Genomic DNA, 15,930 nt, shown 5'->3' on the forward strand with positions numbered 1-15,930 from the left:
ACCATGAATTCCGTACGCGCGGAACGCACGCGCAAGGAGACCGATCGCAAGATCATGCAGGCGACGGTGGAGATCGCCGTCTCCAAGGGGCTCGGCCGCGTGTCGATCGAGGAGGTGGCACGACGCAGCGGCGTGGCCAAGACCACGATCTACCGTCGGTATCGCAATGCCGACGATCTGCTGAGCAAGATCACCGCGCTGGAGATCTCGTCGTCTCCGGAGCTGACCGATCTGGCTCCCACCCGTGAGAATCTGGAGCTGCTGCTGCGCCGCATGGCCGGCCGGTTCGCCGACAGCATCGGCGTGAAGGCCGTCGGCATCGTGCTGAGCTCCGAGGAGGGGTTCTTCCACAACATCGTGCGGCAGGTGATCGACCCGGAGGAGCGGACGCTGGGCGAGTTCTTCCAGCGCGGCATCGATGCGGGGATGTTCATCGCCGGGCTTAACGCAAAGTTCCTGTTCGGCACGATCCTCGGTTCGATGATCGCCTGCGAGGCGCTGGAGGGGGCCGTCAGCAGCGACTGGCCACACGACATGACCGCCCTGATCTGGCCGTCAATAGTCCGGTAGCCGCAGGGCTTCCCCCTCCGGGGGAAGCTGTCGGCCAAAGGCCGACTGATGAGGGGACAAAAAGATACCAAGCCACAGCAAACCCGCCCCCTGAGCCGGCTTCCCCCTCCGGGGGAAGCTGTCGGCCAAAGGCCGACTGATGAGGGGATTAGGGAACGACGTGAACTGCACCCCACCTCATCCGACCGACTCCGTCGGCCACCTTCGCAAGAGTGGACGGCCTGCGGCCGCGGCTTTTCTGCTCGCCTGTCGGCGAGTCCTCGCCTGAAAATGCCTCTGGCATTTTCTTCACGGCTCGGCCTAAGGGGAAGGCAACAGTGGAACCCCCACTACGCCGGATGATTCCGCAGATCCCGCTCGATCCACGCCATCACCAGTGCGGCGAGCTGATCGATCTCCTCGTCGGTCAGCGCCCGACCTTTGGGGATGCGATGCCACTTTTCGATGCACCCGCGGCAGCAGGTGGCCGTGGCGTGCTGCGCGGTGAACACCGGATGACCTCGCCACGGCGTCTGCTTGCCATCCTTGTACGGTTCGGCCGACCCGACCCGCTTGGCGAGCATTTCGTGCGCATGCCGGTCGATGGTCGTCTTGCCCTTGGCCCGCGCGTACGCCCGATCCTTGTCGATCAGCACGAATTTCGCGCGGAACCGACTTTGCCCCAGCCTGTCCAGCGTCCGCCCGATCCACGCAGCGTATTCGTCGACGTCGATGCGCCCACCCGTTTTGTCTGCTTCCGCTGCCCTGCTGTTTCCCTGAGCATCAGTCATGAACGATCACCCGCCATTCTGGACTTTATAACTCTGGCTATCCTGACTATTGTGGTTGCCTTGACGCCACCGTACAGCCACTAACGCTCACCACGTCATATCATCAAACGCCACCGTATGCACCGTAGGGTCCGTTTCGGCGACTCGAAGCAGGTCATCGGTGAACCCGGATTTCGAAAACAGGTAGTATTCGTTTCTTTCATACCGGAAAATCTGACTCTGTCGCCGCAACGTCTTCAGGTCCTCCATGCCGACCCGCGCATTTTTCCACTTGCATTCGCCGAACAGGGCGACATCAGGATCCTCTCCCGTTGCCATGATGTCGATCTCCTCCTGCCTGCGGGTGTGGGGATCAGCGCCCCACCATCGTCCGGATTCAAGCATCAGGAACGGCAATACGTCTCCTCCGTTGTGCCGCCATAGCCATTCAAGGCATACATCCTCGAACACCGGGCCTAGGAACGCCGGCAGTTGCGACATGGTTCTTCGCGCCGCCAGATCGACATGACCCGATTGGATCAACGACATGTTCGGAGGAACGAATCGATACCAGAACCTGAAGAAGGAGTCCGCGAGACGATAGATCGCCTTACGTGAGTTCTTCTGACCGAATGGTATCTCACGATGCACCAGATCAAGATCGATGAGATTTCGGATGTACGTACTGCATGCCGAGGAATCAAGATGCACAGCGGTGGAGATCTCGCTCATACGCGAGGCACCAGACGCGATCGCCTGAATAATGCCGTTGTATTCCATCGGGTTTCGCAGTTCCTGCTTCAGCAGATTGTCCGGCTCTTCGAACAGATAGCAACCAGGGTCGAACATATTACGCTCGATGTTCTCCTGTATGCCGATCGTATCGTCGATCTGCCGTAGATATTGCGGGATACCGTCGGTCAGCGAGTAGGAAGCCAACGCATCCTGCGCAGAGTAATGTGACAGGAACGTCTGGACATCGGCAAATCCAAATGGCTCGACCTTGATCTGTGCCGTTCGTCGGCCATACAGCGGGCTTTGATAACCCAGCACTTGGCGTTCCATGAACGACATCGACGAACCACACAGAATGACCATGAGATGGCTGGAATCCTTGTGCCGATCGATGGCGTGCTGCAGCACAGAGGAAACGGAACGATCAGCCTTGGCAAGGTACGGATATTCGTCGATGACCAGTACTACGCGTTCTTGCTCAGCCAACGCGAAAATGGCTTCGACGGCGGCGGCGAAGCTCGGGTAGATCGGGAAAGAATCCAGTCCGTCGTTGCCGTTAACGAACAGTGCGATGGCACGGCTCAATTCTTCAAGATTCCTTGCTTCGCTTGCCTCCAACGCCGAGAAGAATATGGCTTGACGATGTTCGGGTCGGGAATCCGAATGAGAGCTGTGCGCGCCGACGAATTGATTGATCAGCGTGGTCTTGCCCACACGACGACGGCCATACACAATCACGCACTCGAAATCACCGGTGTCATACCGTCGGTTCAGTACCGACAGTTCACGATCTCTGCCAATGAAACCTGCCATGTTGCCCTCCGAGCGATTTACGAAGCACTGCGGCGAACTGTTATTGCTTCATCCCACATCTACCGCACAACGCATTTTACTAAATCACGATTTACTAAATCATAATCTACTAAATCATAATTTAGCAAATTGCAGAAATTCTAACATGTTAACGGCGAATTCCAACATGTTAGAATTCTGCAAGGTCAGTGAAAGGATAGGAGCGGCATCCGGCTCGACATCCGGCTCAGAACAGCGGGCGGCAAAGGACTTACGCACAGCGAAGGCCGGCAGACGGTGTGGAACGACGCCCGCCTGACCTCACTCGCCCTGACCGGCAATGTGGCGGTACAGCTCAGGATCGAGCGGCTTCGCCAGCCGCAGCGTCGCCAACGTCACCCTCACATCCCGCTCACCCGAGGAATCCGGCTTCTCGGTCAGCTCGGCACGCTCCAACGCAGCGACATGACCGACGTAGTAATACTTCTTGTCAGCGGCCTCAGCTTTACGCATCACGAACATCGGAATGAAATGCGTGCTGTCCCAATCGGGACCGACGCCTTCCCTCATCCATTGGAATTCAGGCGAATTCGGCGTGCGCCCGTTCTTGCTGAACCAAGCCATCTCCTGCGGATTGATGAATCGATCCTCATACTGACTGTTCGCATACTTGACGAAAATCGGCATGGTGCCGGTCTCCTGATGCCGGAAATACCCGCCGACGTTCTGCCCGTTAAGCTCCTTATGCCAACCGCACAGGCGCATCACATCCGCAAGCGAATACTTCTGCTCATACAGGAATCCACGATCCAGCGCCCGGTGAGCTTTCGCCGATCGCTCAAACAGATCCCGACAGTTGCGCAATCCCACCCGCAGCGTATCCGCAAAGAAGATACGGAACGTCCGATTCTTGGTCAGCAGATCGGTGAACGCCTTCGTCAGACGGCACACACCGTCCGCGTTACGCTCCACCAAGGGCGTGCCGCCGAATCGTGACCGGCTCGCATCGAAATATGAATAGTCCAGCACGTGCATGGCCGATTCAAACTGGTCGGAAGTCACATAGGCATTCGGGAACCGTTCACGGATCCGCTGGGCAAGATCGGCCTCGGCAATACCGGCGGACGGCTTCCACCCGTCGTGTTCGCCATCCAGCCTATTCAGGCTTTCATCCGGGAACCGGCACAGCTCATCGAGAATCACCAGCTCGTGCGGTCGCAAACCGGGAAGCAGCACCGACGTGGCCATTTTCAGAATGCCGTTTTCCACCTCGGAAACCGGATCGAGAAGATCAATGAAACCATCACCTTCGTGCTTCTTCCCAAGGCTGAGACTCTGCTCACGGGAACGGACGAATTCGAGGTAATTGCTCTTCTTCTTCGCCAGAGTCATAGGCAGTGACGGATCATAATCGTAGACGTCCGTAAGCATGGGGATACGGCCATATTCGTAGCGAATCTGCCGATACTGTTCGGCGAGCTTCTTCATCTCGGACCAGTCCGCCGTATCCAGCGAACGAAGGATCCGATCCTTGGCTATCGGGTCGAAACTGATGGACGACAACCCGATCGACGTGCGCTGCAAGTTCTTGCGAGCGATGTCGCGATCTCCGGTATTGCCATACAGCGCAACCGGAATGAGATAGTTGTTGGCATAGTTGCCGATGAAATCGATGACCACCACACGGTCTTTATGCGGGAATTTACGCAGACCACGCCCGAGCTGCTGGGTGAACACGATGCTGGACTGCGTATTGCGCAACATCACGATCTGGTTCAACGACGGAATATCGATACCCTCATTGAACAGATCGACGGTGAACAGGTAATCAAGCTCCCCGTTTTCGAGCTTTCTAACCGCGTCTTCACGCTCTTGCTGGGTAGGGCACCGATTGCTGGTCACAGCCTGCGTTCTGTAGTTGCGCTCCATCTGCTGGTTGAACTGCTGGTTGAACAGGTCGGAAAGCCGTTCAGCCTCATCCTGACGGCTGCAGAACACCAGTCCCGTGATCTGCTGGCGATACTGGCCATACAGATTGAGTTGATCGATGATGTGATGAACCCGCTGTTCGGAGGTCAGCTGCTTGATCTCATAGACGAGCTGACCGGAAGCACTCAACGAGGAATTATGGGCGACATCAATGGATTTGCCATCGGAACCGAGGTATTCCGTAGCCCCATGATATTCGAACGGGCACAGCATATCCTCTTCCAAGGCTTTCTGCAGTCGCACCTCATAGGCGATGTTGTGACCGAACAGTTCGAAGATATTGATGCCATCGGTACGCTCAGGCGTGGCCGTCATGCCGAGCATGAAGCCCGCATCCTTGAAATGATCGATGATCCGCCGATAACTTTCAGCGCCGGCATGATGCACCTCGTCGAAGAGAATGTAGTCGAATTCGTCAGACGCGAACTGCGCAAGCACATCCGGCTGGCTCAAGGTCTGAACCGTGGCGAACACGTATTTGCGATCGTATTCCTTGCTGGAACCGGAGAACAGGCCCAATTCCTCGTCCGGACATCCAAGCACCGTTTTGAACGATTCCATCGACTTGACGAGAATCTGCTGCCGATGGGCAAGATACAGCATCCGCTTGGGACGATACTGCTGTACATCGAAAGCGGAAAGGAAGGTTTTTCCGGTACCAGTTGCGGATATGATAATCGCCCGATGCTCGCCTTCGGCGCGGAGTTGTCGGAGATTGGCGAGCGCCTCGACCTGCATGTCGTTCGGTTTGATCTCCTGATTTCTCAGGGTTTCGAGCGTTTGACGGCGAGGAGGCTCGTAGTTCTTGAAATCCTCTTCGTACTGTTCGATCCATTCCTCAGTCAGAGGGACCGAATCCCTGATCTGCGAATCCAGTTCGTCGCGGAACTGATCGACCAGCCCGCCTTCGGGGAGCGATGAGACCCGCAGATTCCACTCACGCTGAGCGGTCAATGCAAGGGAGGTGAAATTGGAGCTGCCGACGTACAGGTTGAAATACGGTTTGCCGGTTTTTGATTCGTTGGCGAAGATATAGCCCTTGGGATGGAATTTCGGATCCTCACCCTTGCGAATGTCGGATCCGTCGCTCCAGATGCGGACGTCAACGCCGTATTTGTCTTTCAGGCCGAGCAGCTCCCTGAACGCGTTGGGATTGTTGAAGTATCCCTTGGTGGAAGTGATGATGCGGCCGGCACCATGAGTGCCTCTCCCCCGATGCCAGTTGATGAAGCTCTGCTGAAGCCGGCCAACGGCTCCGGCGCTCACGAAGGCGACCGACATGTCGAAATCGTTGCAGTGTTCGATTTCGGTGGAAATCTCACCTTCCATGGTCAATCCGTCATGATTGGAGATGAGCTTCGGCGAGAAATCGGCAGGCGCATCATCATTCGCCTGAACCAAGCCGGCAATTGCACCATTTTGTACGAGCATTCGCGTTGCGTCCTCGACGGTTGACCGCTGCGCCGAGTGCTGATCCTGCAGCTCGTTCATCTGCTCGTCCGCATGCATCTGTTCCGGGAGTTCCGCATGTTCCGTATGCTCCGCAATTTGCTGTGTCATGGCTTCACCTTTCGGAAGAGGGAGAGGAAGAGGAAGAAGAGGAATTGAACCTCATGCCGGAGATAAGTTCCACGGCTTTGTGGTCGGCGGGGGCCCAGTCGAGGGCGGGCATGTCGGCGGGGGTGAGCCAGCGGAATTCCTGATGCTCGGTGCGGCGGGGCTCACCTGCGAGCAGATGGCAGACGAACACGGTGAGCGTCACCGTGCCGAAATCATAGTCATACGAATCGGTGCACACTTCGTCGCCGATCTCAACCTCGCACAGCAGTTCCTCCTCGATCTCGCGGCGAAGGGCCTCGCGTGGGGTCTCGTGCGGTTCGATCTTGCCGCCGGGGAACTCCCATTTGCCGCTCAGCTGCTTGCCGCCGCCTCGCTGCGCGCACATCACCTTGCCGTCGCGCACGATCGCCGCGCCCACCACGCGAATCTGCTTGCGGCCGCGCAAAGTCGCACCTTCGTTGGTAGCTTTTGTTTCATTCACGCTCATGCTCGCCCTCCTGCGCCCTCCTGCACGGTTGATTCCCATCCAGGATACCCACGCCGGCAAACGAAACATCGAGTTGTGAGGCTTGCCTCCGGAACCCCGCCGATTCGCGCTGCAGAAATCCGCGGAAAATCAAGCGTTCGTCATGCGCTCAGCGACGAAATAGACGGTTTCTCCCAAACAAAGCCTCACAACTCCGGTTTTTCCGGTTTTTCCGGTTTCCGCTACTTCGAGGCCTGGGTGCGGGCCACGTCCAGCGCCTTGTTGAAGGCGTCGGAGGTCCAGCTCGCCCCGGCCACCTTGTCGACCTTCAGCCCCTTGAGCGGCTTGCCTTCGACCACACCGGGAATGGCCTTGATGAAATCGTTCTGGTGGTTCTTCGAGATCGTGGTGAACGGGTGTCCCACCACCTGCACGTCGGCCACCTTGCCGCCGGCGATCTTCAGCGTCACGTCGATGCTGTCCTCGCCCACCGGACCGTACTGGCCCTTGATGGCGTAGGTGCCGTCCTTGTAGTTGCCGGTATCCTTGGCGGTCGCGGACGCACCGGACGACGCCGAGGCGGACGCACCCGACGAGGACGACGAGTTCGACGAGTCGGAGGGTGCGGCGGACGATTCGCCGGAGCTGCCGGCATACTCGTCGTCCATCGGCACGGCCGAGGACTTCGGGCTGCCGCATCCGGCCAGCAGCGCGCTCGTCACGACCAGGCCGGCGAACGCGGCGGCCGCGGTTTTCACGGAGGTCTTGCAGTCGGCAGAAGTATGGTGAGTCAATAAGGTCTCCTTCCGGGATAGAAGTGTAGTCGATTGCTGGAAGGTTAGCGGGGGGATTGCCGTGGTTCGTGGCTCGGCCACCCCCACCCGGCAAAGCCGGGAGCTCCCGCCAGCGGGGGCGGCATCTATTTCAACGGAGACACCAAGCCCATGTAAGGCGGGAGCTCCCGCCAGCGGGGGCGGCATCGCCCAGCCGCTACTCGCTCAGCGGCTCGGCGCCGGTTTTCGCGGCCTTGGTGGGGTCGGCGAATCCGATCGGAGTGTCGCCGGACTGCGCGCCCTCCGCGGTGGATCCGGTGGAGGCCGGCTTGCCGCCAGCCGCCTCATACGCGGCGCGGGCGGCCTCGTCGTTCCACTTCTCCCCCACGAGCACGCCGTGGTTGAGCATGATCTCGCGTTCGGCGCAGCTGGCGACCAGCGCGTCATGCGTCACCACGATGATCGTGGTGCCCTGCTTGTGCAGGTCACGGAACAGGTCGAGCACGATCTTCTCGTTCTTCTCGTCCAGGTTGCCGGTGGGCTCGTCGGCGAGGATCAGCTTCGGGCAGTTGATCAGCGCACGGGCGATGCACACGCGCTGCTGTTCGCCGCCGGAAAGCTGGCCGGGCAGGTGGTGGGCACGGTCGGCGAGCCCCACCTTGTCGAGCGCCTCCATGGCCTGCTTCTCGTTGACCACCGAATGGTAGTACTGCGCCACCATCACGTTCTCCACGGCGGTCAGATGCGGCACGAGATAGAACTTCTGGAACACCAGGCCGATGAGGTTCTTGCGCACGTCGGCGAGCTGGGTGGCGTTGAGGTCTTCGAGCTTGCGGCCTTCCAACGACACGGAGCCCTTCGAGGGGGTGTCCATGCAGCCGATCATGTTCATCAGCGTGGTCTTGCCGGAGCCGGACGAGCCGACGATGGCCAGCCATTCGCCTTCCGGCACGGTGAGCGACAGATCGTCGACGGCGTGCAGCGATCCGTAGATCTTCGAAATGTGATCGAGTTCAAGCAGCATTGGAGTTTCCTTTCTACCTTTCTACTCCTCGCGTTACTCCTCGCGGAGCACGACGGCGGGGTCGATGCGGTTGGCGCGGTGGACGGGCGGGATGGAGGCGAGCACGGCGATCAGGGCGCTGAGGATCACCGAGCCGATGGCCAGCGGCCAGTTGAGCGACAGTGTGCGGTTGAAGACGACCGTGGTGAGCACATGTGCCAGACCGTAGCCGGCCGCCGTGCCGATCAGGCCGCCGATCAGGCCGTAGAACGCGGATTCCATATAGAATTCGAGGCCGATGCTGCTGCTGGAGGCGCCGAGCGCCTTGCGCAGGCCGATTTCGTATCCGCGCTGGGAGACGATCGACGAGATCGTGGTCGATACGCCGACCAGGGTGAGCACGAGCACGACCAGCGAGACGATCCAGAACAGGGTCTGCAGCATGGTGATGATGCGCGTGTCGGATGAGGTGATCTTGGTGACCTGCTGCGCCTTGACGTGCATGGAGGTCATGTCGTTGATCGAGGTGACCGTTTGGGTCAGATCGTCGCCGGTGGCGGCGGAGGAGTATTCGATCACGTCGGCGCCGCGTTTCGTTCCGGTGAGCTTCTGCACGTCGTTCAGCGTGGCGTAGATGATCGAATCCTCGTTGCCGCCGGTGTCGACGATGCCGCCGACCCGGAATTCGGTGCCGTTGGTCTCCATGATGTCGCTGGAGACGCGGCCGCTTTCGTTCGGCGCGGCGGGAGCGGAGGAGCCGGACTGCGCCTGACCGGACTGTGCGGCATCACCGGACTGCGCGGCATCACCGGACGTTGCGGACGCGCCGCCGGAAACCGTGGACCCCGCGGCACCCGTGGATCCCGACGTCGATGCGTTGTCGGACGATCGGTAGCCGATTGTGATGCTTGATCCGATCTCGGCGCCGAGCGCGTCGGCCACGTCCCGGCCGATGAGCACGGATCCGCTGGACGGCCAATCGCCGTCCACACTCCAATGATGGTTGAGATTGCGCACCTGAGTCGGATCCACGCCGGCCATCACGTAGGGCGCGGCGTTGACGCGCACGTTCTCGTAGCGGTACGTGGCGTAGCGGGCATTGCCGCGGGCGCGCACCATCTCGGTGGTGTGGTCGACCATCGCCTCGTCGATGCCGGTCTTATGCCCGTCGGTTTCGATGGGCGTGACGATCAGGTTCGCGCCGTATGAGCGCATCTCGTCGTTCATCTGCTGCGGCACGGCGATGCAGATCGCCGTCAGGCAGAACAGCGTGGCCGCACCCACCATCGAGGCGATGACGGCCATGATGGCCCGGGAGCGACGGCGGAACACCGCGCCCCAAAGCATCTTGAAGAACATTCGCGTATTGGAAGTCATCGGTTTACCGGCCATGAAGCACCTCCGCGGGACGCAGGCTCAGAATGGAACGAATCGAGGAAGCCGACGCCACCAGCACGGTGATCGCCAGCAGCACGAACACCAGCACGAACACCATCGGGCGCATCGTGATGCCCGAGCCGAACACCACATGACCGACGATCTGCGCCACGCCGGAGCCGAGCAGCGCGCCGACGATCGCACCGACCAGCGAGATCGCCGCGGTTTCGGCGAGCATCAGGCGGGACACCGATCCGTCGGTGGCGCCGATGGCCTTGAGTAGCGCCAGCTCGTTGGAACGCTCCGAAATGGATGCGGCCATCAGGTTGGCCACGGCCACGGCCGCGGCGATGAGGCTCAGCGCGGTCATCAGAATCATCACGGCCTGCGTCTTCTGCAGCACGTTGCCCTGCAGCGCGGCCACCTGACGCACCTGCTTGGCCACGGCCCCCGGAATCACCTCTTCGATCTGATAGGCGATGGAGCTCGGGTAGGCGGTGCAGTACCAGGTCTCCCACTCCTCCTGGCTGAGCGCGGCCGGATTCTTCGCGGCCTTGCGCGCCAGATCGTTCTCCGGGGTGGTGAGCGCCTTGACTTCGATCTTGTCGACCGAGCCGGGCAGGTCGGCCAGCATCTGCGCGGTGGACGAGGCGATGTACAGACCGGAATTGTCGTCGTCTCCGGAATCGTAGACGCCGGTGATCGTGATCCGCTGGGTGTTGTGCTTGCCGGAGGTGGTGGTTTTGTTCAGTGTGATCGTGTCGCCGGTGGAAACGCCGAGCTGCTTGGCGAGGGTCGCGCCGATCACACCCTGATCGGAATCGTCCTTCGGCCAGGAGCCGTCGAGCTGCCACCACGAGCGCATGCCCTCGACGCCGGCCACCGTGCTTTCTCCGGTGGAAAGCTTGAGCTGCTTGCTGAACCAGGTGCCGGTCACTGGCGCGGTGGTCTTGCCGCCGTCACTGGTGATCTGCGCGTGGAAGTTGAGCTGCGGGGCGAAGTTGGTGATGTTGAAGGCCCAGAAGATCGTCTTGATCTTCGGCACGTCGGACTCCTTGAGGAAGGAGGTCGGGTCGGTTTCGGAGGAGACGCCGGTGCCGTCGGTGTTGTAGAGGTCGGAGACCACCGCGTCGGATTTCGGCTGCACGGTGATGTTCGAGCCGTATGTGGAGAGTTCGGCGTTGAGCTTGTCGCCCACGTCGAACACCACGCCCAGCATCGCCACCGACACCGTGGCCGAAAGGCATACGGTGAGCGCGATGAGCAGTCGCCGGCGAAGCTGACGGCTGAACGAGCGATAGATCATTCGCAGAAAGAACATTTCGCTCCTTTACTTGAAATGAGCACTTAGCGCATCCAGATCGGCGGTCTGGATGGTGATCTTGCCGTTGCCGGTCTGGTAGGGCAGGGGGACGGGGTTGCATCCGCCCTTGAAGCCGATGGTCGCCAGATTGATGGCCACCTCGCACTTCTTGCAGATGATCTTGCCGTCCTTCTCGTAGTAGCCGGCGTCGCCGCAGTTGTCGCAGGCGTCAAGGCCGATGCCGTAGGCGCCGCCGTTCTTCTTGATGATGATGAACCGCATCACGGTGCCGTCCTTGGCCTTGTATTCGAAGCGGTGCAGATGGCCGTCCTCCACCTGGCTGAACGGGATGGTGGCTGTGGTCTTGGTGAGCGAATACGCTTCGGGCGGCGACAGCGTGGGGGCCTTGTTGATTTCGGCCACACCGAACGTCAGGGTGACGGTCACGCCGATCATCGCCACCAGACTCCATGCGGCGGTGGCGACGGCACGGCGACGGAACGCCTGATGGGTGCGGGCGATCGCCGCGTTCGCGCCGGTCATCGGCATGCGGAAGCCGGCGACCACCGAGGCGATGGCCGGCACGAGGAACACCCACGCCTGAGCCTGGATCATCCACGAATTATGGTTGATCGACCAGGCGAGGAACACGAACAGCGTATGGGGGAAGATCAGCACCTTGACCTGGATGATCTGCAGCAGGGCGGTGGCGTGCTGCAGCAGCAGGATGACCATCATGGCGAGGACGGCGAAGGTGAACGCCGGGCGCACCGCGGTGGAGCGCATGGTGCGGAAGATGGCCGCGATGACGGCCGACGCGGCGACGCCCAGCGCGAATCCGAGCGCGCGCAGCAGCATGGCCGAGGTGAAGACCGGATCGCCGGGTTCGACCCAGATGGTGAGCTGGAGGATCACGTCGGGCAGGGCGTAGAACACGGTGAGCGCGATGCACAGGGCGGCAACTCCGTTGGCGATGTGCATCCAGATCGCGTGCTTCTTCCAGTCGGTGACGATCCAGTGGGCCGCGGCCACCAGCGCGATGGCGAGCACATCGACGATCACGCAGGCGATGAGCAGCGGGAAGTTGACGAAGGTACGCTGATTGATGACCGCGGCGGAACGCAGCGCGGCGAAGACGACGGCGGCGACGAGACCGATGGAGAACCCCCATAGGCGCCATCGTGAGCTGATGGGTTTGTCCTTGCCCTCGCCGACGGTGAGCATGACGCTCAGGCACATCACCAGCAGCGCTACTGGCAGGGTGCCGGGCATGACCGCCACAAACTGTTTAAGCATTCGATCTCGCTTCTTTCCTAGGCGTTCCCTGGTTGGGCGTTCCCTGTTTCCCTGATTTGCGGTTCCTGATTTCCTGATTCCCGGCCCCGCGCCAAAACACGAAAACCCTTCTGCCCGGAATCACGCCGATTCCAGGCAGAAGGTTTCGCATATCATAGCCTTCCCCTGCGGAGAAGGTGGTCGGCTCGGCCGGACAGCCACCCAATGCCTTCCCCTTAGGCCGAGCCGTGAAGAAAATGCCAGAGGCATTTCCAGGCGAGGGCTCGCCGACAGGCGAGCAGAAAAGCCGCGGCCACAGGCCGTCCACTCTTGCGAAGAAGGTGGCCGACGCAACCGACCAGCACTCAGCAGCCTTCCCCTCCGAGGGGAAGGTGGCCGGCGAAGCCGGACGGATGAGGTGGAGGCGCAGCTCCGATCAGAATCTCACCACTGACGCGGGGTGTAATCCCAGTTGTCGAAGGTGACCTCGATCGGCTCGGTCCAGAACTTGTGGTTCTTCACACCGGTTTCGGGATCGACGTGCAGCATCCAGCCCTTCTTCTCGGGGGACTGGATCGAAAGCTTCAGCTGGTAGGTGCCGGCCTTGTCGAGCTTCACGTTGGCGCCGTAGTGCGGGCCGTCGGAGGCGTTCATCTGCATGAAGGTTCCGGAGGTGGCGGTGCCTTCGACCTGCTTGCCGGTGGCCTTGTCGATGATCTGGTAGTTCACGGTCAGATCGGGGACGAAGTCGCCCTTGCCGTAGCCATAGTCGACGCCTTCCTGGCTGGCGTGGATATCGGCCTCAAGGTGGAAGCTCGCGTCGGCGGCCTTCAGGCCCATGCCGGCGGGCTCCATGTCGATGGGCTGGAAGTACACGGCGCCGACGGTCAGCGGGCCGGCTTCCTTGTCCTGCTCCTCAGCGGTGCCGGACGGGCCCACCGGGACCTCTTCGAAGCCGGCGGTGTCGCCGGGGGCGGCGGCGGAGCTGTCGGACGAAGCGGAGGACGAGCTATCGGACTTGGCGGAGCTGGAGCTCGAAGAGCTGGAGTTGCCGCAGCCGGACAGGGCGAGCGCACCGGAGAGGATGATGGCGGCGAGGGCCATCAGCTTGCTTTTCTTCATTTCTCTATCCTTTTTACTTATTGATTCTTATTGCGGGGGGGGGGTTGGTAAATTTCTTTGCCAAAATCTGTAATGTTCGGTTACCGGAATCGGTGTCGTCTGATCACCGTTGCGATCACTGCCGTCGCGATCATTGCTGTTGCGATCACTGCCCGGCAGCCGCCTCAAGGCGGGCCTTCTCCCGATGCTTCCTGATGAACCCGACCGCGAAGAGCACGATCACGGCGATGGCCGCGATCACCTGAGCCACGATGGATTCAACGTACGGGTAGAGGCCGATCCAATCGTTCGTCGGCACGCCCGGCAGGTACATCGCAGGCAGCAGATCACCCTCGATGAGGGCATGCACGCCACCACCGGCGAACACGACCACCAGCACGGACATCAGAATCGACGTGACCATGAAGAACGGGCCGATCGGGATCTTCACCGACGTGAAGCGGATGATCAGGAAGATGATCACCAGCACGATCGCAGCGGCGATACCGCCGATCCACATGCCCTTCGTATCCTGACTCATCGTGTAGATCGACTGGTAGAAGATCACGGTTTCGGCGCCTTCGCGGAACACGGCGAGGAAGCTCAGCATGGCCAGCGACACCACGGTGCCGAACGCCACATCGTGACCGGCCTCCGCCTGCGACGAGGCGGACGCCACTGCGGATTCGGTTTTGTTGCGGATGTACCTGTTCCAGGCCTCGACGGAGGACTTGTTCAGCATCCAGTTGCTGGTCCACAGCAGCATGCACATGGCGATCAGCGCGCAGATGCCTTCCATGATCTCCTGCTCCTCGCCGGCACCACCGAAGAGGAGCGTGAAGATGATGGCGATCACGCCCGAACCGGCCAGACCGGCGACCACGCCCACGTAGATCCACTTGGTGAACTGCTTGTTGCCGGACTTCACCAGATAGGCGATCACGGCGGCGACGACGAGCAGCGCCTCCAGACCCTCGCGGATCAGAATCAGGAACGCCTGACCGACCGCGCTGGTGAGGAACTTGAGCGCTCCACCCTCCTGATCGGCGGCACCGCCGTCAAGCTTGGCAGCATCGGTGGTGAGCATGGTCTTCAGGTCTTCGACGTACTGCTTCACCTCGGAAGCGGGCTTGCCCGTGTTCATCGAGGAACGGGAAAGCTTGAACTGGTATTCGACCTCCGACACGCGGTTGCCGCTGATCGCGCTCAGCACCGTCTTCTCGAAGCCGAGCTTCTCGTAATGCTGGTAGTAGGCGTCGTTGACCAACGTGGCGCCCTTCGCGGCGTCACCCTGCTCGTAGGCCTTCACGGCATCGTCGAGAATCGGGATCATCGCGTCGGCGACGTCCTTCCACGTCTTGGCCGTGGTCGTGGTCTTCTTCTTTTTCGCATCGAGGGCCTTGCGTTCCTTGGCGGTCTGCTCGGCGCGCGCCTTCGCATAGGCGGCCGGCTTGAGCAGCTTGGCATTGCCGTCGAGCGTGGCGGCCGAGGCGTTCAGATCGGCGGAAAGCCTGCTGATCCTGGAAGCGATGTCCTTCGCATTGCCGGCGGTGTAGGCGCTGGTCTGCAGATCCTGGAACTGCTGGGTCTGGCTCTGATATTTCGCGGCGCCGATGGTATCGTTCACCACCTTGCCGAAGTTCGCGGCCTCGTACACGGACCACTGGGCGGACTGGAACTCCGACGCCGCACCGGCATTATCACCGGACTGGTAGGCCTTCTGCCCGCTGGCCAGCTCATCCTCGATGGCCTTGGCCACGGCGTTCCATGTGGCGTAGTCCGTCGACGACGAACCGGCATCGCCCGACGAGGCCGCCGACGCCATCTGGGCGAACGGCGCCGCGAAGAACGACGCAACCAGCATCAGCAATACGGCGGTCGCCGCACATACGCGTGCCGCCATGCCGAATACCGAAGAACGAACCCTCATAACTTCCTCTCAACGACCTCAATTTTTTTGGAAAAATTCGTATCGAGCCTGTTCCCAGCCGTGTCGCAGAAGAAAATCGAAGAACAAACGAATACCGACCGCTGTACGGCAACCATTCGAAAACCCTTGATTTTCTTGGGTTCGCGGCTTTTCCCAAAGCCATACGTAAACGTAAAGCAGTTTTTTCGAAAAAGAAAGTCTTGATTTTTTCGATAAGTAGTGATAAGCGAAATTTTCATCCCGATATGCGATTCCACCATGCACGACTTCGCCGGACGCGGTCTCGCCCTTTCACCGTGTGCGGTGC

General features: G+C 60.5%; 12 protein-coding genes. 1 reads left to right on the top strand and 11 read right to left on the bottom strand.

What is annotated here, in order from left to right:
- Positions 1–3: 3 nt before the first annotated feature.
- A complete protein-coding gene (locus tag Uis1B_RS01855) occupies positions 4–570 on the top strand; it encodes a TetR/AcrR family transcriptional regulator (RefSeq protein ID WP_101615001.1) in 567 nt (188 codons plus the stop codon).
- Positions 571–899: 329 nt separating this feature from the next.
- Here the strand turns inward: Uis1B_RS01855 and Uis1B_RS01860 are convergent, their stop codons facing one another.
- The 11 genes from Uis1B_RS01860 to Uis1B_RS01910 all read right to left on the bottom strand — a co-directional run bounded on the left by Uis1B_RS01860 (position 900) and on the right by Uis1B_RS01910 (position 15,596).
- Positions 900–1,340 (bottom strand): DUF4186 domain-containing protein, encoded by a 441-nt coding sequence (locus Uis1B_RS01860; protein WP_101615003.1) that lies wholly within the window; start codon positions 1,338–1,340, stop codon positions 900–902.
- Between the two features lie 87 nt (positions 1,341–1,427).
- Positions 1,428–2,867 carry an ATP-binding protein gene (locus Uis1B_RS01865; RefSeq protein WP_101615005.1) on the bottom strand — a complete coding sequence of 480 codons (1,440 nt, stop codon included), beginning with the start codon at positions 2,865–2,867 and terminating at the stop codon, positions 1,428–1,430.
- Between the two features lie 300 nt (positions 2,868–3,167).
- Positions 3,168–6,266 (bottom strand): DUF3427 domain-containing protein, encoded by a 3,099-nt coding sequence (locus Uis1B_RS01870; RefSeq protein ID WP_243390217.1) that lies wholly within the window; start codon positions 6,264–6,266, stop codon positions 3,168–3,170.
- A gap of 133 nt (positions 6,267–6,399) precedes the next feature.
- Positions 6,400–6,882, bottom strand: a complete 483-nt coding sequence (locus Uis1B_RS01875; RefSeq protein WP_101615008.1) for a (deoxy)nucleoside triphosphate pyrophosphohydrolase — start codon at positions 6,880–6,882, stop codon at positions 6,400–6,402.
- A gap of 221 nt (positions 6,883–7,103) precedes the next feature.
- The gene (locus Uis1B_RS01880) at positions 7,104–7,655 is read right to left on the bottom strand and encodes an FMN-binding protein (protein ID WP_243390204.1); all 552 of its coding nucleotides are present in this window, start codon (positions 7,653–7,655) and stop codon (positions 7,104–7,106) included.
- Positions 7,656–7,851: 196 nt separating this feature from the next.
- Positions 7,852–8,658 carry an ABC transporter ATP-binding protein gene (locus Uis1B_RS01885; protein ID WP_101615010.1) on the bottom strand — a complete coding sequence of 269 codons (807 nt, stop codon included), beginning with the start codon at positions 8,656–8,658 and terminating at the stop codon, positions 7,852–7,854.
- A 33-nt stretch (positions 8,659–8,691) separates the two neighbouring features.
- On the bottom strand, positions 8,692–10,029 hold the full coding sequence (locus tag Uis1B_RS01890; RefSeq protein WP_243390205.1) for an ABC transporter permease: 1,338 nt from the start codon (positions 10,027–10,029) through the stop codon (positions 8,692–8,694).
- Entirely contained in the window at positions 10,019–11,335 is a 1,317-nt protein-coding gene (locus Uis1B_RS01895; protein WP_101615012.1) for an ABC transporter permease, read from the bottom strand. The genes Uis1B_RS01890 and Uis1B_RS01895 overlap by 11 nt, the downstream gene beginning before the upstream one ends.
- Before the next feature lie 9 nt (positions 11,336–11,344).
- A complete protein-coding gene (locus Uis1B_RS01900; protein ID WP_101615014.1) occupies positions 11,345–12,613 on the bottom strand; it encodes a DUF2318 domain-containing protein in 1,269 nt (422 codons plus the stop codon).
- A gap of 423 nt (positions 12,614–13,036) precedes the next feature.
- Entirely contained in the window at positions 13,037–13,714 is a 678-nt protein-coding gene (locus Uis1B_RS01905; protein ID WP_101615016.1) for an iron transporter, read from the bottom strand.
- Positions 13,715–13,859: 145 nt separating this feature from the next.
- Complete coding sequence (locus Uis1B_RS01910; RefSeq protein ID WP_243390218.1) at positions 13,860–15,596, bottom strand: FTR1 family iron permease; 1,737 nt, start codon at positions 15,594–15,596, stop codon at positions 13,860–13,862.
- Positions 15,597–15,930 lie beyond the last annotated feature (334 nt).

The organism is Bifidobacterium margollesii, from assembly GCF_002860355.1.
Taxonomy (GTDB): domain Bacteria; phylum Actinomycetota; class Actinomycetes; order Actinomycetales; family Bifidobacteriaceae; genus Galliscardovia; species Galliscardovia margollesii.

Bases quoted from the DNA above. Each gene is read 5' to 3' on its own strand.
- Uis1B_RS01855 (WP_101615001.1), top strand. From the start codon at position 4: ATGAATTCCGTACGCGCGGAACGCACGCGCAAGGAGACCGATCGCAAG.
- Uis1B_RS01860 (WP_101615003.1), bottom strand. From the start codon at position 1,340: ATGACTGATGCTCAGGGAAACAGCAGGGCAGCGGAAGCAGACAAAACG.
- Uis1B_RS01865 (WP_101615005.1), bottom strand. From the start codon at position 2,867: ATGGCAGGTTTCATTGGCAGAGATCGTGAACTGTCGGTACTGAACCGA.
- Uis1B_RS01870 (WP_243390217.1), bottom strand. From the start codon at position 6,266: ATGCTCGTACAAAATGGTGCAATTGCCGGCTTGGTTCAGGCGAATGAT.
- Uis1B_RS01875 (WP_101615008.1), bottom strand. From the start codon at position 6,882: ATGAGCGTGAATGAAACAAAAGCTACCAACGAAGGTGCGACTTTGCGC.
- Uis1B_RS01885 (WP_101615010.1), bottom strand. From the start codon at position 8,658: ATGCTGCTTGAACTCGATCACATTTCGAAGATCTACGGATCGCTGCAC.
- Uis1B_RS01890 (WP_243390205.1), bottom strand. From the start codon at position 10,029: ATGGCCGGTAAACCGATGACTTCCAATACGCGAATGTTCTTCAAGATG.
- Uis1B_RS01895 (WP_101615012.1), bottom strand. From the start codon at position 11,335: ATGTTCTTTCTGCGAATGATCTATCGCTCGTTCAGCCGTCAGCTTCGC.
- Uis1B_RS01900 (WP_101615014.1), bottom strand. From the start codon at position 12,613: ATGCTTAAACAGTTTGTGGCGGTCATGCCCGGCACCCTGCCAGTAGCG.
- Uis1B_RS01905 (WP_101615016.1), bottom strand. From the start codon at position 13,714: ATGAAGAAAAGCAAGCTGATGGCCCTCGCCGCCATCATCCTCTCCGGT.
- Uis1B_RS01910 (WP_243390218.1), bottom strand. From the start codon at position 15,596: ATGGCGGCACGCGTATGTGCGGCGACCGCCGTATTGCTGATGCTGGTT.